The organism is Bradyrhizobium sp. TM102, from assembly GCF_009176685.1.
Classification (GTDB): Bacteria; Pseudomonadota; Alphaproteobacteria; order Rhizobiales; family Xanthobacteraceae; genus Bradyrhizobium; species Bradyrhizobium ottawaense.
In genome coordinates this window covers 1,695,340-1,713,625 of the sequence record NZ_AP021855.1, presented here as the reverse complement: position 1 = coordinate 1,713,625, position 18,286 = coordinate 1,695,340, and the positions used below count along the sequence as shown (strand labels likewise).

The window sequence follows — 18,286 nt, the reverse complement described above, 5'->3', positions numbered from 1 at the left end:
AGAGGGGTCCACACGGGGACTCTCTCAATCAATCAGAGCACTCCGCTCCCGTCGAATCCCGACACACACCTTTTCCTGAGCCACCCCTCTCCCCCGCCCTCCCCCACAAGGGGGAGGGAGCGCAGTTGTGTCCGTGGCGCGAAGTTGGGATCAAATTTGTAAAGCCAGCTGCCCGCCACACCTGCTCTTGACATTTTGACAAACCCCTGGGGGTCTTCTCACCGCCCCGATTTTGGGGCTAATAGGCCCCGAAAGCCGCTCCCTCGTGGGCGCATTTTGCTGCTGTCGGGTCAAAAGCAGCCAAAAACAGCCATTTCCAACAAGAAAGCCCATCATGAAACGCGTCGACGCCCACGGATTGAAGATCGCTCCCGTCCTGTTTGATTTCATCGCCAAGGAAGCGGCCCCGAAAACGGGGATCGCGCCGGATGCGTTCTGGGCCGGGCTTGCCGCCATCATCAAGGATCTGGGGCCGAAGAACCGCGCATTGCTGGCGGTGCGCGACACGTTGCAGGCCAAGATCGACGACTGGCACCGCGCCAGCAAAGGCAAGGCGTTCGACCTCAACGCCTATACCGCCTTCCTGAAGGAGATCGGCTATCTCGTTCCGGAGCCGGCGACCCAGAAGGTCGAGACCGCCAATGTCGACGAGGAGATCGGCAAGATCTGCGGCCCGCAGCTCGTCGTGCCCCTCACCAACGCGCGCTATGCGCTGAACGCGGCGAATGCGCGCTGGGGTTCGCTCTATGACGCCTTCTACGGCACCGATGCGATCCCGCATGATCCGTCCGAGAGCGGCAAGGGCTACAACAAGGCGCGCGGCGACAAGGTGATCGCCAAGGCCAAGGCGTTCCTCGATGCCGCTGTGCCGCTTGCCACCGGCAGCCACACCGACGTCACCGCCTACAGTGTCGTCGCGGGCCAGCTCGCAGTGAAGCTGAAGAGCGGCAATGCCACCGCGCTGAAGAACGCGGCGCAGTTCGCCGGCTTCCAGGGCGATGCGGCCGCGCCTTCGGCCGTGCTGCTCGCCAACAATGGCCTGCATGTCGAGGTGAAGATCGACCGCAGCAGCGCGATCGGCAAGGACGATCCGGCCGGCGTCGCCGACATGATCATGGAATCCGCGGTTTCCACCATCCTCGACATGGAGGATTCGGTCGCAGCCGTCGATGCCGAGGACAAGGTGCTGGTCTACCGCAACACGCTCGGCCTGATGAACGGCACGCTGTCGGCCGATTTCGAGAAGGGCGGCAAGACGCTGACGCGCTCGCTCAACGCCGACCGCAGCTACAAGACCCCGGACGGCAAGGGCGAGGTCAAGCTGCACGGCCGCAGCCTGCTCTTGATGCGCAATTGCGGTCACCACATGTTCACCGACGCGGTGCTGGACGAGAAGGGCGAGGAGATTCCGGAAGGCCTTCTGGACGCCGCCGTCTCCGGCCTGCTCGCGATCCACGACCTCAAGGGCAATTCGAAGGTCAAGAACAGCCGCACGGGATCTGCCTATATCGTCAAGCCGAAGATGCACGGCCCGGACGAGGTGTCGCTCACCTGCGAGATCTTCGACCGCGTCGAGAAGATGCTGTCGCTGCCGGAGAACACGCTCAAGGTCGGCATCATGGACGAGGAGCGGCGCACCACCGTCAACCTCAAGGCCTGCATCCAGCGCGCCTCCAAGCGCATCATGTTCATCAACACCGGCTTCCTCGACCGCACCGGCGACGAGATCCACACCTCGATGGAAGCCGGCCCAATGATCCGCAAGAACGAGATGAAGGCGCAGGCCTGGATCAAGGCCTATGAGGACTGGAACGTCGACATGGGCCTGACCTGTGGCCTGCCCGGGCACGCCCAGATCGGCAAGGGCATGTGGGCCGCCCCCGACAAGATGGCGGACATGCTGGCGCAGAAGCTTGGCCATCCGCAGGCCGGCGCCACCACCGCCTGGGTGCCCTCGCCGACTGCGGCGACGCTGCACGCGCTGCACTACCACCAGGTCAACGTGATCGCTCGCCAGGAAGAGCTCACCAAAGGCGGACCGCGCGCAAAGCTTTCGGACATCCTCACCATTCCGGTGTCGAAGTCGAACTGGGCGCCCGATGACGTCAAGCAGGAGATCGACAACAACTGCCAGGGCATCCTCGGCTATGTCGTGCGCTGGATCGACCAGGGCGTCGGCTGCTCCAAGGTGCCCGACATCCACGACGTCGGCCTGATGGAAGACCGCGCCACCTTGCGGATCTCCAGCCAGCATCTCGCCAACTGGCTGCACCAGGGCGTGATCACCGAGGCGCAGGTGATGGAATCGCTCAAGCGCATGGCGGTCGTTGTCGACAAGCAGAACGCGGGCGATGCCATCTACAAGCCGATGGCGCCCGCCTTCGACGGCGTCGCCTTCAAGGCCGCCTGCGACCTCATCTTCAAAGGCCGCGAGCAGCCGAACGGCTACACCGAATACATCCTCACCGCGCGCCGCCGCGAGGCTAAGGCGAACGGCTGATAGTCAGCCGGCTCGAAACACCGAAAGCCCCGGCTCACGCCGGGGCTTTTTTGTTGAGCGCAGCGGGCGAAACGTCGCGCCGCGCAGCGGAACGGCCGCGCGGCGGTCGCGTTGTACGGCCATCAACCCATGGGAGATGGTCATGGACTGGAATCGCATCGAAGGAAACTGGAAGCAGTTCAAGGGTTCGGCCAAGGAGAAGTGGGGCAAGCTCACCGACGACGACCTCCAATTGATCGAGGGACGCCGCGAACAGCTCGAGGGCCGGCTCCAGGAACGCTACGGCAAGGCCAAGGACCAGGTTCGTCAGGACGTCGACGACTGGCTGAAATCGCTGCACTGAAGCAGCGCAAACGAAGCCCCGGCGAAAGCCGGGGCTTCTTGTTTGGCGAGTGGCCCGGATGAGCCAACGGGTCGGCGCGAAGCGCCGCCCGATGACAGGCTCCGCGACATCCGGGACCTTTGTTGCGGCACCCCGGATATCGCTGCGCTCATCCGGCTTTGATCCCTTGCTAGAACACCGCGAGATATTTCAGCAGCGAGACGATGCCGATGATGATGACGACCACGCGCGCGATCTGCTTGGCGCGGCCGTCCATCGGCAGCATGTTGATGAGATAAAGGACGAGAATAACGACGAGAAAAGTGACGAGTACGCCCACCAGCATCGCGAAACCCCCTTCAGGCAAATTGCGACCACCGCTCTAACGCCTGTCTCCCGCGCTGGTTCCATCGCGGCAACCCACTGCAACTTCTAGTAAATACGTACTTCTACGATCGGACGGCCTGCCCAAAATTTTACCCTTTTCCATTCAGATGCGGAAATGACGCCGGTGCCGTGGGCCGCAAACGGCGTGCGATTGCCGTTCTGCCGCGCCGGGCTTGTCGATGTTGCCGGGCGCTTTCAAGAGCTTTGCAATGGGAGTTGGGGGGACTTCGATGCTGAATCGTCTGACCGTATCCACGCTGCTGAAGGCGGTGATCGCGATCACGTCGGCCTGCGTGGTGCTCGCGCTCTCGCTCACCGCCTACGAATCCTGGGATCGCCTCAAGACCGCCAACCGGATCTCGCAGACCGCCGACGCATCCGCCGATTTGTTCAAGGCGATGCACAGCCTGCGCACCGACCGATCGACCACGACGCGGCTCCTCAACTCGGCCGAACCGATGGATGCCGAGATCGAGAAATATCTGCGCGCGATCCGGGACACCGAGATGCCGGCAATGGCACGCGCGCTGGAGCTGCTGCCGGTCATGGACTTCCCGCAATCGGGCACGCTGGTGCCGGAGCTTGCGCGCCTCCACAAGTTGCTGACCGAAGAGCAGAAACAGTTCTGGGCGGATATGGCCAAGCCCAGGGATCAGCGCCGCGCTGGCCTGCCGAAGGAATATATGGAGACGACGGGCGGCCTGCTCGAAACGCTCGACAAGCTGTCGAACGTCCTGGCCGCCACCGTCAATCACCAGGACGCCGTGATCGACCAGCTGCTGTCGATCAAGCAGAACGCCTGGCTGCTCCGCAACACCGCGGGCGAAGCTTCCCTGGTCGTCTCGACCGGTCTTGCCGCCGGCAAGATCACACCGGAAGCCCGCAACAACTACACCCAGCATGTCGGCGGCACGTCGGCGATGTGGAAGGCGCTCGAATTGTCAGCCTCGGGCATGCAGTTGCCGCCCGCGCTCGTCTCCGCCATGGCCGCGGCCAAGACCGCCTATTTCGAGCCGCAATATCTGACCCTGCGGGACCGCCTCGCTGACACTTTGGTCAAGGGCGAGAAGGCCGAGATGACCGCCAACCAGTGGAGCCCGCTCACGGTCGGCCGCCTTTCCAGCGCTGTCACCGTGGCGGAAGCCGCCCTTGACGCCGCCAAGGTCCATACGCTGGAGCAGCGCGGCGCCGCGCAGCGCGCGCTAATCGTGCAGCTTGGATTGCTGGGGCTCGCCATCGGCCTTGCCGTCGGCGCGGTCATGCTCGTGAGCCGCCGCGTGATCCATCCGCTCAACACCATCCGCGACGCCATGCTGAAGGTCGCCGGCGGCGACCTTGCCGTCGACAGCGGCTATCTCGATCGTCAGGACGAGATCGGCGCACTGGCCGGCGCGCTGGAGACCTTCAAGCAGCAGGCCACCGACAAGCTCAAGATCGAAGAGCAGGAGCGCGAGCGCAATGCGGGCGCTTCCGCACGCCAGCGCGCCGTTGAAGCCTATGTCGGCGAGTTCGAGGGCGCGGTGCGCAAGACGCTGGGCGAATTGGGCGAGGCGTCCGGCGAGATGCGCAAGACCTCGGGCGACCTCTCCGCCGTGTCGCGCCAGACCAACGATCGCGTCCAGGTCGCCGGCAAGGCCTCCAACGACGCCTCCATGAGCGTCGACAGCGTCGCCGCCGCCGCCGAGGAGCTCTCGGCCTCGATCAACGACATCAGCCAGCAGGCCGCGCATGCCGCAGGCATCGCCGGTCGCGCCGTCACGCAGGCGCGCGAAACCGACGGCACCGTGCAGGGCCTGGCGAAGTCGGCGGGGCGCATCGGCGAGGTCGTCGGTCTCATCAACACCATCGCGGCGCAGACCAATCTGCTCGCGCTCAACGCCACCATCGAAGCGGCGCGCGCCGGCGAAGCCGGCCGCGGCTTTGCCGTGGTCGCCTCCGAGGTGAAGTCGCTGGCAAGCCAGACCGCGAAGGCGACCGAGGAGATCTCCGAGCAGATCGCCGACATCCAGAAAGTCGCGGGCGACGCCATCAACGCGATCCAGACCATCGGCGGCATCATCGGCGAAGTGAACGAAGTGGCGACCGCCATTGCCGCCGCCGTGCAGGAGCAGGGTGCGGCGACGCAGGAGATCACCCGCAGCACGCAATTCGCGGCGCAGGGCACCAAGAACGTCTCGGACAACATCACCGGCGTCAAAGCCGATGCGGACGCTGCCGCCGCAGCCGCCGACAATGTGAAGCAGGCCTCCGAGATGCTGGAGAGCCAGAGCCGCCAGCTCGGCCATGAGGTCAGCGACTTCCTCGGCAAGATCCGCGCGGCGTAGGCGCGGATCGGGAGAGGGCGCCGCGCCCGTAATTTTACGGCAGGAACGCTGCCTAAGTTTTTACCCTTTTCGGGCCAAATGCGCCTCACGCGCTCGCCGCTGGCGGGCGCATCTGTTGCGTGCATCCCTTGGTCTCTTCGAAATTCGTGGGGCTGCCGTTCAGGGCCACGAACTCGAAACGCGCACCCGGGGTGTCCGATGCTCAATCGCTTGACCGTATCCACGCTGTTGAAGGCGGTAATCCTCTCCACCGCATTCATCGTCGTCATCGGCTTCTCGATCAGCGCATGGAGCTCATGGGGCCGTCTTCAACAGGCCAACCGGATCGTCGCGGTTTCGGCCGCCTCGGCCGAAGTGTTCAAGGCGATGGCCAACATTCGGGCCGACCGCTCGACCAGCAGCCGCCAGCTCACTTCCGATGTCGCGATGGACAAGGACATCGAGAAGTACATCCGCGAGCTGCGCGCGGCGCTGATGCCGGCGCTGGCCCTCACGCTTGAGCTCCTGCCCACGACCGACATCGTCCAGCGCGAGGCGTTCCTCGCCGATCTCGGCAAGCTGAACAAGACGCTGCTGGCCGCACAGGCCGAGTTCTGGACCGAGGTCGTCAAGCCCAAGGCCGAGCGCCGCGCAGGCCTCGCCAAGGAATATGTCGCGACCGAGGACGCGCTGATGGCGCAGCTCGAAAAACTCTCGGGCGCGCTCGCGGCGAGCGTCAACCACCAGGACGCGACCATCGACCAGCTCCTGTCCATCAAGCAGATGGCCTGGCTGCTCCGCAACACGGCCGGCGAGTCCTCGCAGATCGTCGGCAATGCACTCAACGCCGGCAAGATCGCGCCCGAGGTGCAGCTCGCCTACACCAAATTGGTGGGCGGCACCGACACCGCCTGGACCGCGATCGAGCTCGCCGCATCCGGCATGCCATTGCCGCCGGCGCTGGCGGCGGCGATGACCGAGACCAAGTCGACCTATTTCGATCCGCAATACGCCGCCACGCGCGACGGCGTCATCACGACGGTCGCCAAGGGCGAGAAGCCGTCGATGACCGCCAACCAGTGGAGTCCCTATTCGGTGCCCCGCATGATGACCGCGGTGAGGCTCGCCGACGCCGCGCTGCAGGCCGCCAAGGATCACTCCGCCGCGCAGCGGGCGGCCGCAGTGCAGTTGCTGATCGTCAACACCGCCCTGCTCGTCGCCGCGATCGTCCTGACCGGTGCCGCCATGCTGGCCGTCAGCCGCCGCGTGATCACGCCGCTGCACCGGATTCGCGATGCCATGCTGAGGGTCGCCGGCGGCGACCTCACCGTCGACAGCGGCTATCTCGACCGACGCGACGAGATCGGCTCGCTCGCCGGCGCACTGGAGACCTTCAAGCAGCAGGCCATCGACAAGCAGAAGATCGAAGAGCAGGAACGCGAGCGCAACGCCGGTGCCGCCGCGCGACAGCGCGCGATGGAAGCCTATGTCGGCGAGTTCGAAGGCGTGGTGCACAAGTCGCTGGGCGAGCTGAGCGAGGCGTCCGGCGAAATGCGCAAGACCTCGGGCGACCTCTCCACGGTGTCACGCCAGACCAATGAACGCGCCGAGATCGCAGGCAAGGCCTCGAACGACGCATCGACCAGCGTCGAGAGCGTCGCGGCAGCCGCCGAGGAGCTCAGCGCATCCATCAACGACATCAGCCAGCAGGCCGCGCATGCCGCAGGCATCGCCAGCCGCGCCGTCAACCAGGCACGCGAGACCGACAGCACCGTCCAGGGGCTCGCGCAGTCGGCGGGGCGCATCGGCGAAGTCGTCGGTCTCATCAACACCATCGCGGCACAGACCAACCTGCTGGCCCTGAACGCCACGATCGAGGCGGCACGCGCCGGGGAAGCCGGCCGCGGGTTTGCGGTCGTGGCCTCCGAGGTGAAGTCGTTGGCGAGCCAGACCGCCAAGGCGACCGAAGAGATCTCCGAGCAGATCGCCGAGATCCAGAAGGTCGCGGGCGATGCCATCAATGCGATCCAGGCGATCGGCGGCATCATCGGCGAAGTCAACGAGGTCGCGACCGCGATCGCCGCCGCCGTCCAGGAGCAGGGCGCGGCCACTCAGGAGATCACCCGCAGCACGCAATATGCGGCGCAGGGCACCAAGAACGTCTCGGACAACATCTCCGGCGTGAAAGCCGACGCCGACACCGCAGCCGGTGCCGCGGAGAACGTCAAGCAGGCCTCCGAGATGCTGGAAACCCAGAGCCGCCAGCTCGGCCATCAGGTCAGCGACTTCCTCGGCAAGATCCGCGCGGCGTAACGTTGTAAGTTAGATAGCAAACTGCTCTACACCTTCGGTGGCATCCCCGCGAACGCGGGGATCCATAGCCACGGGGAGTAGTTCGGCGAAGACTCGTGGTTGCCGGCTCGTGCCGTAACGCCTCCCTGTGGTTATGGATCCCGGATCTGCGCTTCGCCTGTCCGGGATGACAGCGGAGATTGAGGCGGTAGCGCTAGGCCCACGTGAAGCCGCCGCCCTACTCCTTCGCCACCACAGGCACCTGGCGGAATTTGGCGCGCACCGATGCCGGCAGCGGCGAAAAATTCATCGCGACGCCGCGGCGGTCGTTGGCGTTGCGGCTGGCGACCACCAGGCCGTCAGCGCCGGCGACGATATCGCCCTTGCGCAGCGTGGGATCGTCCTCGACCTTGACCGATGCGAGCCCGGCCGGATCCTTGCCGTTGCAGGTGCAGCCCGCGACGATCTCGTTGCGGTAGCGGAACGCGTTCGGCAGGTCGGAATAGGGCTTTCCATTCTCAGCCGTGGCGTCGTCGATATTGCTGCCATAGACCAGTGACGTCTCGGAAGCCGGGCAGAAGCTCTTGCAGGATTGCGCCTTGCTCTCGGCATCATTGCCTTGCGCCGGGAAGTAGCGGCCGTCGCAGCCGCGCACGCAATAGGCCGTGCCGCCGCCATAGGCCGCGCGTTGGCGAGGGGCGTCGTAGCGTGGCATGTCATCGCCAGGGAACGGTGTCCGGATCTGTGGAGGCCGCGCTCCGAACGCACCGAACAGCGCCGAGAAGAAATCTTCCGCATGCGCCGACGGTGCGAATGCCAGACCGGCGGAGACAACGACCATGATCGCCGTACCGCCAGCCACTTTGCCAATCAGGCGTCTGCTCATATGACTCACTCTTACTCTCAGTTCACGGCCGACGTCGCGATGTTCAGCGCCTGCCGGCCCGACGGCATCGCCGTCACGGCTGGACGCTTGCGCGTGGGGTCGCCGCCTTTGGCCATCAGCGGCGCGTTCTTCGGCAGCACCACGACCTTGGCGCCGACATTAACGCGGCCGAACAGGTCGGTGACGTCCTCGTTGGTCATGCGGATGCAGCCGGAGGAGACGAACTTGCCGATCGTGGAGGGATCGTTGGTGCCGTGGATGCGGTATTCACTGGAGCCGAGATACATCGCACGCGCCCCGAGCGGGTTGCCGGGACCGCCGGCGACGAAGCGCGGCAGATAGGGCTGGCGCGCAATCATCTCGGCCGGCGGATGCCAGTCCGGCCATTCCGCCTTGCGGCTGACGCTCTGCACGCCGGACCAGGTGAAGCCTTCGCGGCCGACGCCGACGCCGTAACGGATCGCACGACCATTGCCGAGCACGTAATAGAGATAGGTGTTGTTGGTATCGATGACGATGGTGCCGGCCGGCTCGCTGCGGTCGAAGCCGACGATCTGCTTGCGCAGGCGATCGGGCAGCTGGGCATCCTCGTCCGCCGCCTGCCGCTGCGGCGCTTCGTTCACATAGCCCTGCGCGTAACCCTGGTCCTGCGGATACGCCTGCGGCTGCATCGGCGCATAGCCGTAGGTCTGCGCGCTCGCGCCAGCGAACGGCACCGCCAGCAGAGCGGTCGCGAAGGCGAAGGCGGTGACGACGCGCGGCGAGAAGCTGCGACGGACTGCAGAGAACTTTGTCATGTGCTGCCCCGTTGGATGCGTGCATCAGGGTGATGCGCTTGCGAACAAACGCCGCGGGGGCGATTCAGGTTCCGGCCCTGCGCGCGGCATCCTTGTCACAGTCAAGCGAGCGCGTGTTCACGAAGCCGCGATGGAACCGCCGCACCGCCCGCGCATTGTCAGGTCGCCAATGGGCGCGCGGATCGAGGCTTCCGTGCCGGAGAGAGATTGTGCGCGTCCTTCCCAGTGAACGTCTGACTCCCGGCAACAGCGAAGGCAGTCCGCTTCCCGACAGCCATATCGAGCTGCCGCCGGTGATCCGTCGCACCGAGTTCGTTGCCTTCGCGCTTGCCGGCCTCTTGCTGATCGCCATCGTCACCGTGCTCTATGTCGGCAAGGCGTTCTTCCTGCCGGTCGTGATGGCCTTCGTCACCGGCACCATGCTGTCGCCGGCCGCCAGCTTCCTCGAACGGAGCAAGGTCCCGCGCGGGCTCGGCGCCGTCCTGATCGTGGTCGCGGTGACCACGGTGGTGGCCTTCGTGGTGGCGCTGATCGCCTCCCCCGCGATGGAATGGAGCACGCGCCTGCCGGAGCTCGGCGCGCAATTGAAGGACAAGCTGCACGTGTTCGACCGACCGCTCGCGCTGTGGCGCGAGCTGCAGGCCATGGTGGGCGGCTCGGAAGGACTGCCGAACTTCCAGATGCCGAAATTCGATTGGGTGCAGCCGACGCTGGAATTCCTGTCACCGACCTTTACCGAATTCCTGCTGTTCTTCGTCACCCTGATCCTGTTCATCGCAAGCTGGCGCGACCTGCGTCGGGCGCTGATCATGACCTTCAGCGACCGCGACGCCCGGCTGCGCACGCTTCGGATCCTCAACGAGATCGAGGTCCATCTCGGCAACTACCTCTTGACCGTCACGCTCATCAATATTGGGGTCGGCGTCGCCACCGGCCTCGTCTGTGCGCTCACCGGCATGCCCAATCCGGCCGGGCTCGGCGCGCTCGCCGCAACCCTCAACTTCATCCCGATCATCGGGCCGATCGCGATGTTCGCCGTTCTGATCGTGGTGGGGCTGGTCGCCTTCCCGACCATCAGCGGCGGCCTGATGGCGGCGCTCGCCTTCGGCGGCCTCACCTTCCTGGAGGGGCACTTCGTCACGCCCATGATCATCGGGCGGCGGCTGGCGCTGAACGCGCTCGCCGTGCTGCTGGCGCTCGCGTTCTGGACCTGGCTGTGGGGGCCGATGGGCGCCTTCCTGTCGTCGCCGCTCCTGATCGTCGCGCTGATCCTGAAGGAGCATCTGTTGCCGGCGGATGCGCCGCAGCTGCCGCAGGATTGACCGGTTTCCGCGAACGGAACTTCCCCGACGACGAAACGTTTTCCGGCTATCTCAGCCGTCAACAGTTTGGAGCTCCCGATGTCCACGACCAATGCCGAAGCCGGGATGAAGGACTGGACCGACAAAGCCACCCGAGAACGCCTCGAGAAGGATGTAGCAGCCGTGAAAAGCGATATCGCCGCCCTCACCGACCAGATCACCGACGCGCTCAACACCTTTGCCAATTCCACCAGCAAGCAGGCTCGCCGCGGCTATCGCCAGGCGCGCGAAAACATGGATACCGCGCTCGACGACGTGTCGGAGCGCGGCAGTGCAATGATGGGCGCGGCCCAGGAAGCCTACGGCTCGATCGAGGAGACGCTCGAAGACGCGATCACACAGCGGCCGCTTGCGACCGTCGGACTCGCGCTCGGCATCGGCTTCCTGATCGGTGCCGCCTGGCGCCGGTAAGATTTGCGGACGCGTGTTGAGGTGTCGGCACCGGCGCGTTGCCGGTGTCGGCACGTGACGGTTTGGCTTGCGGGGAATTGAGGAGCGAGGGCCATGTTTCAGCGCATCATCGATGGGATCAGTGCATCCACCGGCACGACGGTGCGACTGACCTCGCTTGCCGCAGCCGCGGCCTTCGCGCTGTTCGTGACGACGTGCTTCCTTTGCGCCGCTGCCTTCATCTCGGTGCTGGAGAAATATGGCCCGGTGCAGGCCTGTCTTGCCGGCGCTGGCATCTTCTTCCTGCTGACGCTGGCTGCGGCAGGTTCTTATTGGGGCTACAAGCGGGAGGTGCGGAAGCGCGCCCAGATCGCGGCCGAGCGCGCCGCGAAGTCGGCGGCGCAGAGCATGCTCGCGGATCCCATGCTGCTCGCCACGGGGCTGCAGATCGTCCGTGCCATCGGCGTCAAGCGGCTGCTGCCGATCCTGGCGATCGGCGGCGTCGCCCTCGGCATCATGGCGAGCCGCGCGGGCGTTCCCGACGAGGCGTCGGCTGAACCGGCCGAATAGAGATCCGAGCGGGTCAGAAAATTTCGTTGTAAGTCCTCCGAGGGCATCTAACAGAATTCGTCCATAAGACGCCGCGCAATTTCGCGCCATAACGGCGCGGCTGCCCCCAGCCATCACGCAAACGCTACTCGGATGGGCAGGCGGTTGCCGTTAAAAGTACCACCCTGATTCCCAAAGCTATTTTAATCAATGAAACCGTCCGTTAAGGCGAACCTCGCCGCATTCCATCACGACGCCAGGCTGTATCTGACGCTCGGTATCGCCAACTGGTCGGTTTTCGTCGACCATATCCCGAACAACGTCGTCAACCTGCTGACGCTGCGCAATTTCGGCTTCAGCGGCGCGGCTGACCTGTTCGTGTTCGTCGTCGGCTATGGCGTCGCCATCATCCACGGCCGGATGGCGCTTGAACGGGGCTACCTCGTGGCGGCGACGCGCATCTTCCGCCGCGTCTGGCGGCTCTACGCCGCCTATGTCGTGCTGTTCGTGATCTACATCGACACCATCGCCTATGTCGCCTCGCAGTCGATGGCGCCGGAGATCATCCACGAATACAATATCTCGGGCATTCTCGAGCACCCGCTGCGGATCCTGGTCCGCGGCCTCGTGCTCCAGGAGGAGCCGCTGAACCTCGACCTCCTGCAATTGATGATCCCGCTGATGGCCTTTTTTCCGTTCGCGCTGTGGGGTCTGTTGCGGTGGCCGAACCTGACCCTGGCGGCATCGGTCGCGCTGTATCTCGCCGCACGCTGGTTCGACTGGAATTTTCGGGTCTATCCGGACCAGGAATGGACCTTCAATCCGCTCTGCTGGCAGATGCTGATGGTGCTCGGGGGCTGGTTCGCCGTGACAGGCGCGCCCGGGCGCGCGCTACGCGACATGCCCTGGCTGCGGATTCTCGCCGGCACCTATCTCGTATTCGCGATGGCCATCACCTTGCTGCGCCATTCGCCGGCAGTGTCGGCTTACCTGCCGGACCTGCTCCTCGACAGCATCGCGCCGACCGAAAAGGAAAACCTGGCGCCCTATCGCGTGATTCACTTCCTCGCGCTCGCCTTGCTGGCGACCCATCTCATTCCGGCCAATCATCCCGGCCTGCAATTGAAGCCGCTGCAGGCGGTCATCCGATGTGGCGAGGAATGGCTCGCCGTGTTCTGCGTCGGGGTGTTCCTGTCGTTTGCGGGCCATCTCATCCTGATCACCAGCGCCAATCTGGTGGCGATGCAGATCGTGGTGAGCCTCGCCGGCTTCGCCGCGATGACCGCGGTGGCCTACTACGTCGCCTGGTCGAGGTGGCAGGATCTCCCCACGGCCTTGCGGCAGCAGGCCTAGCCAGAGAACCGTGCGATTCTGCTAGGCCGAAAGCGGCGGCTGCGCTATGCGGAGAAGCTCTGCGTGAGGAGACCGGGCGTGGCGATGGCGAAAAGCGGGGGGGAAGAGACCGGGAGCACGCCCCGGCGCGGCCGGCCTCGGTCGATCGAGACCAGCAACGCCATTCTCGAAAGCGCCTATGCGCTGATGGCTTCCACCGGCCTTGCCGCCACCACCATCGACGCGGTCGCCCGCCACTCCAGCGTCTCCAAGATGACGATCTACAAATGGTGGCCGTCCCGCGAGGCGCTCTTGATCGACGCCTTTCTTCAACATGCCGCGCAGATGCTGCCGCTGCCTCCGGAGGGCTCCGGCAACCCCGCGGCGCGCGCCCGCCGCCATGCCGCAGCCTACGCCGAGGCGCTCCAGGGCGAGTTCGGCAAGGTCCAGCTCGCGGTGATCTCCGAATGCATTTCCAAAACCGGCTCGGCCGAGCTGTTCTATGCCCGCTATCTGCAATTCCGTCGCGACGCGCTGGTCGAGATGATTGCCGCGGGCCAGAACGACGGCAGCATCCTGGCCGAAGGGCCGGCTGAGGATCTTTACGACGCGATCTATGGCGGCCTGTTCTATCGCTACGTCTTCGGCATCGCGCCAATCACGCCGGCCTATGCCCGCAATCTGGTCGACCTGGTGTTGAGGCCCAAGGGCTAAGCCCAAGGAGTTAAGCCCAAGGGGTTAAGCCCAAGGGGTTAGTCCGAGGCTTAAGCCGGCGGCTTCTATCGCGCAGACCTCACCGGTGCGGAGATCTTGTCCGTGCGGTCGCGCTCGGTCATGTCGACCACCGTCTCCATCGGCGCGGTCAGCTCGTAGACATAGGAGGCGTCGGTGAAATAGCGCTTGGCGGTGCCGCCGAGAGCCTCGGGGGCGACACGGTCGAGCAGGATCAGGCCGAAATCGGAATCGGGGCGGCGGGTCGCCTCGCTGGTGTTGAGCTCCTCCCAGCGGAAATGGAAGACCTCGCCCGCCCCCTCGCCCGTCACGGTCCAGCTAGCGGTGATGTGCGGATGCTTTCCGACCAGCGACAGGCCCTCGTCGGAATGCGAGGCAAGTTCGAAGAACAGCAGCGAGAGGCTCTGCGCCGCGCGCGCGCTGACCGCGATATCAGGACCCGTGACGGCAATGCGGTCGGCATGCGGGATGGCGCGCGCCTCGAACAGGCCCTTCAGCTTGACGCCCTGCCACTGGCTCTCGCTGAGCAGCGAGACCACGTTGGACATGGCGTGGATGCGCCCGATCAGGAGCTCGCGGGCGACGTCGATGTCCGAGCCGTGACGCAAGGTGCGCGTCACGATAGACTGGATCACCGCGAGGATATTCTTGACCCGGTGGTTGAGCTCGTCGATCACCGCGGTCAGCCGGCGCTCGAAGCCGATTCTGACCTGGATTTCCCGGCTGAGCCTTAAGTTGTTGTAGGCGACATAGCCAAACAGGCCGCACACCATCGCAGTGATCGCAAAGCCGATCGCCGCCACGATGATCGCGGTCTGCTCGGCGCGACGCGCCGAGTTGGTCTTCGCGTAATAACCCAGCTGCCAGTCACGGCCGCCGAAGCTCACCGTGCGCGTCGCCGATGGCGTCGGCCCGTCCGTCGTCGTCATGCGGGTGGAGACGATTCCCTGATCGTTGGCGACGAGCTCGCCACCTTCCTTGCGCGGGTCCCTGAGCGCGACCGAGAACAACGACATGTCGTCATTGGTCAGCATCAGCGAGGCGAGTTCGTAGGAAAACGTGACGAACCCGGCCGGCTCGGTCGCACCCTCGGGGATGACGGGAGCTGCCACGATGATCCCGACCGGCCCGTTGCCGCGCAACAGCGGAATCGGGTCCGAGGCCACCGACCGCTTCTCGAGCCGGGCCCGTGTCAACATGGCGCTGCGAACCTGATCCTGGTCGTAACTACGGCCAGGCAGAGCCTTGGTCTCGTCGCTGCGCGGCTCGAGATCCAACAGCACGTCGATCGGCTGGGTGATCTCGGCCGGATTGATCGGCTTGTCGTCAAAGGTGCGGATCTTTGGATTGGGGAAGCCGGCGCCTCCAATGGCAGCCTGCGCCGCCGTAAGCTCGTTCGGCTTCAGCCGGGCGATCCAGCCGGCCACCACGAAATCGGTCTTGAAGGCGTAAATGGCCGAGCGCAGCGGCTCCAGCATGTTCGGCTTGATCACTGATGGTGTGCGGAACAGGCCTGAGGCGACACGTGCGAGCAGTTCGCGCTCAGTGAGCCGGTCCTGCACCAGGCTGGCATGAACGTCGATCGCGCGCGCGAGCGCGATACGATCCAGCGCCAGCTCCTGGTCGTGGACGCGATAGGCCGCAAGCCCGGAGAGCAAGGCTCCGAGCAGAGCGATGAAACCGATGATGAAACCCAGCCGGACCACGCGACTACTCAGGCGAAAGCAGGAGGTCGGCAATAAACAAGGAGCATATGTACGCCGCTCGAACGGCCATGTGCCGAAACAGGGTGAACCCCGGTGGCAGAGATAATGAAGGAGGAGGCATCAGTACGCAACTTGGGTCGCCTGGAAAGCTTAATCCGCCCGGCCAATGGTCTGGCCGGGATGAATTGCCCGGGCACCGGAGGTAGTTAATCGCCGTGTCCGAAATTTGTTCCGTGGTTGCGGCCCGGCCCCAGGGTTAACGGCGAAAAAAGCATGCGCCAAGTCGTCGCGCGCTGTCAGCCCGCCCGTTTCAGGCCGCCTTTGGCCTCGATGAAGCCGACAATGCGGTCAAGGCCCTCGCTCTTCTTCAGATTGGTCATGACGAAGGGGCGCTCGCCGCGCATGCGCCTGGCGTCCGTGTCCATCTTCTCCAGGGAGGCGCCGACATGGGGGGCGAGGTCGATCTTGTTGATGACCAGCAGGTCGGACCGGGTGATGCCGGGGCCGCCCTTGGACGGGATCTTGTCGCCGGCGGCCACGTCGATGACGTAGATGGTCAGGTCGGCCAGCTCCGGGGAAAAAGTGGCAGCGAGATTGTCACCGCCGGACTCGATCAGAACGAGATCGAGCCCGGGAAACTTGGCGCGCATGTCCGCCACCGCGGCGAGATTCATCGAGGCATCCTCGCGGATCGCGGTGTGCGGGCAGCCGCCGGTCTCGACGCCGGCAATGCGGTCCGGCGTCAGCGATCCCGAACGCACCAGGAACTCGGCATCCCATTTGGTGTAGATGTCGTTGGTGATCGCGGCAATGTCATAGCGCTCGCGCATGGTCTTGCAGAGCAGGTCCATCAGCGCGGTCTTGCCCGATCCGACGGGACCGCCGACGCCGACACGCAAGGGGCCGTGAGATTTCGACATGTCATTGGCTCTTTCTCGATGGGTCAAAGGTCGCACCGCTCACGACCGGAACAGCCGGGTATATTGCGTCTCGTGCCGCAGGCTGGCGAGATCGGCGCGGAAGGTCGCGCTGCCAAGATCGTCCAATGCTGCGTTCAACGCACGATTGGCGGTGGCGGCAACGGCGGCTTCCAGCCTCACCAGCACGCGCTGGCAGTCGGTCTGGCCGAGCGGAATGAGCCTACTGGCGGCCGAAATCCAGTTGGACACCAGCGCATGCAGGAACGCGTGCAACGTCGGCGCCAGCGCCACGCCGTGCTTAGCTGCAACCACGCCGACCGCGACGGGATAGACCAGTGGCGTGCGGCATGCCGCAACCATGGCATCAAGGCCGTCTGCATCCCAGGCAGCGCGAGCGATGTCGATGAAGGCGCGGCCCTGCGAGATCGTCTCCAGCTGCCGCTCGCGCGACGGCACTATGGCCGCGGCGAGCTCTGCGATGTCGCTCAAGGTCGCATCCTCGCCCATCTCTGCAGCACGATAGGCATGCACCAGAAGCGTCGCGTCGCAAAAGCCGGAGCCGTCGCCGAGCATCGCGTCGAGCCAGTCGGCCAGCGTGGCCGTATCGACGATGTCGCCCGCCTCGACCGCCCATTCGATGCCGCTGGAATAGGAGAAGCCGCCGACCGGGAATGCCGGCGACAGCCAGGTCATCAGCCGGTACAGCGCCGCCGCCTCGCCCTCGGCGAGGTCGCCGGCGCCGACCGACTCACTTGTGGTCATGAGCATGCTTGTGGCCGTGGTGATGGTCGGGATGGTCGCAATGCTCGTCGTGGTGATGGTGATGATCGTGCCCATGATCATGCGCGGCATGATCATGGGGGTGGTGGTCATGCGCGTGATGATCATGGCCATGGTGATCGTGACCATGGTCATGATGATGCCCGTGATCATGATGCGCATGATCGTCGTGGCCATGCGCGTGGCCGGCATCGGCATAGGCGCCGCCTTCGGGATCGAACGGCGCCTCGATCTCGATCACGCGCGCGCCGAGACCCTTCACCATGGCTTCGATGACGTGATCGCGGCGGATGCGCAAGGCCTTGGCCATGATCTGCGTCGGCAGATGGCGGTTGCCGAGGTGCCAGCCGACGCGAATGAGGTGATGCGGATCGCGGCCGCGGATTTCCAGCAGCGGCTCGGGCGCCGCGACCACTTCGACGAGCCGGCCGTCCTCCAGCACCAGCGCATCGCCGCCGCGCAGCGCGACGGCCTGCTCCAGGTCGAGCAGGAATTCGAGCCCCCGCGTTCCCGTCATCGCCATGCGGCGGCGGTGCCGATCGTCGAAATCGAGCACCACCGTATCCGCCGGCGCTTCCGTGAAGCGGTGCTGTCCCCTGACCTGCGTCGCCCGGATCATGCGCTTTTACCCCGTTACCTTGTCTCGACCTTCTCGGGCGTGATCACTTCGATCTTCGGCGGTGCCGTGAAGCACTTGACCGCCACGCGCCCGAACGTCTTCATGTGCTCCATGCCACGATGCGGCACCAGCGCCTCGGCGTTCTCCCACTGCTCGACGAACACCATCTTGGCAGGATCGGTGACGCTTTCATGCAGATCATAGGCGATATTGCCGGGCTCCTTCCGCGTCTCCTTGATGCAGGCGGTGGCGGCTGCAATGAATTCGGCGCGCGTCTCTGGCTTGATGGTCAAGGTGGCAACGACGTAGATCACGAGAAATCCTCCCGGCTTTTCTTCTAAGGTTGGATACCGGGCGGGACATTAGACCAGGCAGGATCGAACGCAAAACCGTAAAAGCCATCCCGGGAC

General features: G+C 65.0%; 17 protein-coding genes. 9 read left to right on the top strand and 8 right to left on the bottom strand.

What is annotated here, in order from left to right:
* Window positions 1-334 precede the first annotated feature (334 nt).
* Together GDN70_RS08025 and GDN70_RS08020 are read left to right on the top strand one after the other, a co-directional pair.
* Window positions 335-2,500, top strand: a complete 2,166-nt coding sequence (locus tag GDN70_RS08025) for a malate synthase G (RefSeq protein ID WP_038971358.1) — start codon at window positions 335-337, stop codon at window positions 2,498-2,500.
* Between the two features lie 142 nt (window positions 2,501-2,642).
* Window positions 2,643-2,843, top strand: coding sequence for a CsbD family protein (locus GDN70_RS08020; RefSeq protein WP_008546815.1), 201 nt, complete (start codon window positions 2,643-2,645; stop codon window positions 2,841-2,843).
* A gap of 169 nt (window positions 2,844-3,012) precedes the next feature.
* Here the strand turns inward: GDN70_RS08020 and GDN70_RS08015 are convergent, their stop codons facing one another.
* Window positions 3,013-3,168 (bottom strand): Thivi_2564 family membrane protein, encoded by a 156-nt coding sequence (locus tag GDN70_RS08015; protein WP_007599832.1) that lies wholly within the window; start codon window positions 3,166-3,168, stop codon window positions 3,013-3,015.
* Window positions 3,169-3,439: 271 nt separating this feature from the next.
* Here GDN70_RS08015 and GDN70_RS08010 point away from each other — a divergent pair, with 271 nt between their 5' ends.
* Window positions 3,440-5,533, top strand: a complete 2,094-nt coding sequence (locus tag GDN70_RS08010; protein WP_038971357.1) for a methyl-accepting chemotaxis protein — start codon at window positions 3,440-3,442, stop codon at window positions 5,531-5,533.
* 198 nt (window positions 5,534-5,731) lie between these two features.
* Window positions 5,732-7,825 carry a methyl-accepting chemotaxis protein gene (locus GDN70_RS08005; protein WP_038971356.1) on the top strand — a complete coding sequence of 698 codons (2,094 nt, stop codon included), beginning with the start codon at window positions 5,732-5,734 and terminating at the stop codon, window positions 7,823-7,825.
* A 217-nt stretch (window positions 7,826-8,042) separates the two neighbouring features.
* Here GDN70_RS08005 and GDN70_RS08000 read toward each other — a convergent pair whose 3' ends face one another.
* Together GDN70_RS08000 and GDN70_RS07995 are read right to left on the bottom strand one after the other, a co-directional pair.
* Complete coding sequence (locus GDN70_RS08000) at window positions 8,043-8,690, bottom strand: DUF2865 domain-containing protein (RefSeq protein ID WP_028142074.1); 648 nt, start codon at window positions 8,688-8,690, stop codon at window positions 8,043-8,045.
* Between the two features lie 17 nt (window positions 8,691-8,707).
* On the bottom strand, window positions 8,708-9,487 hold the full coding sequence (locus GDN70_RS07995; protein WP_038971355.1) for a L,D-transpeptidase: 780 nt from the start codon (window positions 9,485-9,487) through the stop codon (window positions 8,708-8,710).
* A gap of 209 nt (window positions 9,488-9,696) precedes the next feature.
* Here GDN70_RS07995 and GDN70_RS07990 point away from each other — a divergent pair, with 209 nt between their 5' ends.
* The 5 genes from GDN70_RS07990 to GDN70_RS07970 all read left to right on the top strand — a co-directional run bounded on the left by GDN70_RS07990 (window position 9,697) and on the right by GDN70_RS07970 (window position 13,833).
* Complete coding sequence (locus GDN70_RS07990) at window positions 9,697-10,809, top strand: AI-2E family transporter (RefSeq protein WP_028142076.1); 1,113 nt, start codon at window positions 9,697-9,699, stop codon at window positions 10,807-10,809.
* Between the two features lie 78 nt (window positions 10,810-10,887).
* Entirely contained in the window at window positions 10,888-11,259 is a 372-nt protein-coding gene (locus GDN70_RS07985) for a YqjD family protein (RefSeq protein ID WP_028142077.1), read from the top strand.
* A 93-nt stretch (window positions 11,260-11,352) separates the two neighbouring features.
* The gene (locus tag GDN70_RS07980; RefSeq protein WP_038950047.1) at window positions 11,353-11,808 is read left to right on the top strand and encodes a hypothetical protein; all 456 of its coding nucleotides are present in this window, start codon (window positions 11,353-11,355) and stop codon (window positions 11,806-11,808) included.
* 189 nt (window positions 11,809-11,997) lie between these two features.
* The gene (locus GDN70_RS07975; protein ID WP_028142079.1) at window positions 11,998-13,140 is read left to right on the top strand and encodes an OpgC domain-containing protein; all 1,143 of its coding nucleotides are present in this window, start codon (window positions 11,998-12,000) and stop codon (window positions 13,138-13,140) included.
* Window positions 13,141-13,224: 84 nt separating this feature from the next.
* The gene (locus GDN70_RS07970) at window positions 13,225-13,833 is read left to right on the top strand and encodes a TetR/AcrR family transcriptional regulator (protein ID WP_038971346.1); all 609 of its coding nucleotides are present in this window, start codon (window positions 13,225-13,227) and stop codon (window positions 13,831-13,833) included.
* Window positions 13,834-13,898: 65 nt separating this feature from the next.
* On the opposite strand, the gene GDN70_RS07965 is transcribed toward GDN70_RS07970, so the two are convergent.
* The 5 genes from GDN70_RS07965 to GDN70_RS07945 form a co-directional block, all read right to left on the bottom strand.
* Window positions 13,899-15,557 carry an HWE histidine kinase domain-containing protein gene (locus GDN70_RS07965; RefSeq protein WP_028142081.1) on the bottom strand — a complete coding sequence of 553 codons (1,659 nt, stop codon included), beginning with the start codon at window positions 15,555-15,557 and terminating at the stop codon, window positions 13,899-13,901.
* Between the two features lie 296 nt (window positions 15,558-15,853).
* Window positions 15,854-16,477, bottom strand: a complete 624-nt coding sequence (gene ureG, locus GDN70_RS07960) for an urease accessory protein UreG (protein WP_008131868.1) — start codon at window positions 16,475-16,477, stop codon at window positions 15,854-15,856.
* 39 nt (window positions 16,478-16,516) lie between these two features.
* Window positions 16,517-17,245, bottom strand: coding sequence for an urease accessory protein UreF (locus GDN70_RS07955; protein WP_080670166.1), 729 nt, complete (start codon window positions 17,243-17,245; stop codon window positions 16,517-16,519).
* On the bottom strand, window positions 17,226-17,876 hold the full coding sequence (locus GDN70_RS07950; protein WP_028142083.1) for an urease accessory protein UreE: 651 nt from the start codon (window positions 17,874-17,876) through the stop codon (window positions 17,226-17,228). The genes GDN70_RS07955 and GDN70_RS07950 overlap by 20 nt, the downstream gene beginning before the upstream one ends.
* A 14-nt stretch (window positions 17,877-17,890) precedes the next feature.
* The gene (locus GDN70_RS07945) at window positions 17,891-18,190 is read right to left on the bottom strand and encodes a putative quinol monooxygenase (RefSeq protein ID WP_018318764.1); all 300 of its coding nucleotides are present in this window, start codon (window positions 18,188-18,190) and stop codon (window positions 17,891-17,893) included.
* Between the last annotated feature and the right edge of the window lie 96 nt (window positions 18,191-18,286).

Bases quoted from the DNA above. Each gene is read 5' to 3' on its own strand.
- GDN70_RS08025 (WP_038971358.1), top strand. From the start codon at position 335: ATGAAACGCGTCGACGCCCACGGATTGAAGATCGCTCCCGTCCTGTTT.
- GDN70_RS08020 (WP_008546815.1), top strand. From the start codon at position 2,643: ATGGACTGGAATCGCATCGAAGGAAACTGGAAGCAGTTCAAGGGTTCG.
- GDN70_RS08015 (WP_007599832.1), bottom strand. From the start codon at position 3,168: ATGCTGGTGGGCGTACTCGTCACTTTTCTCGTCGTTATTCTCGTCCTT.
- GDN70_RS08010 (WP_038971357.1), top strand. From the start codon at position 3,440: ATGCTGAATCGTCTGACCGTATCCACGCTGCTGAAGGCGGTGATCGCG.
- GDN70_RS08005 (WP_038971356.1), top strand. From the start codon at position 5,732: ATGCTCAATCGCTTGACCGTATCCACGCTGTTGAAGGCGGTAATCCTC.
- GDN70_RS08000 (WP_028142074.1), bottom strand. From the start codon at position 8,690: ATGAGCAGACGCCTGATTGGCAAAGTGGCTGGCGGTACGGCGATCATG.
- GDN70_RS07995 (WP_038971355.1), bottom strand. From the start codon at position 9,487: ATGACAAAGTTCTCTGCAGTCCGTCGCAGCTTCTCGCCGCGCGTCGTC.
- GDN70_RS07985 (WP_028142077.1), top strand. From the start codon at position 10,888: ATGTCCACGACCAATGCCGAAGCCGGGATGAAGGACTGGACCGACAAA.
- GDN70_RS07980 (WP_038950047.1), top strand. From the start codon at position 11,353: ATGTTTCAGCGCATCATCGATGGGATCAGTGCATCCACCGGCACGACG.
- GDN70_RS07975 (WP_028142079.1), top strand. From the start codon at position 11,998: ATGAAACCGTCCGTTAAGGCGAACCTCGCCGCATTCCATCACGACGCC.
- GDN70_RS07970 (WP_038971346.1), top strand. From the start codon at position 13,225: ATGGCGAAAAGCGGGGGGGAAGAGACCGGGAGCACGCCCCGGCGCGGC.
- ureG (WP_008131868.1), bottom strand. From the start codon at position 16,477: ATGTCGAAATCTCACGGCCCCTTGCGTGTCGGCGTCGGCGGTCCCGTC.
- GDN70_RS07955 (WP_080670166.1), bottom strand. From the start codon at position 17,245: ATGCTCATGACCACAAGTGAGTCGGTCGGCGCCGGCGACCTCGCCGAG.
- GDN70_RS07950 (WP_028142083.1), bottom strand. From the start codon at position 17,876: ATGATCCGGGCGACGCAGGTCAGGGGACAGCACCGCTTCACGGAAGCG.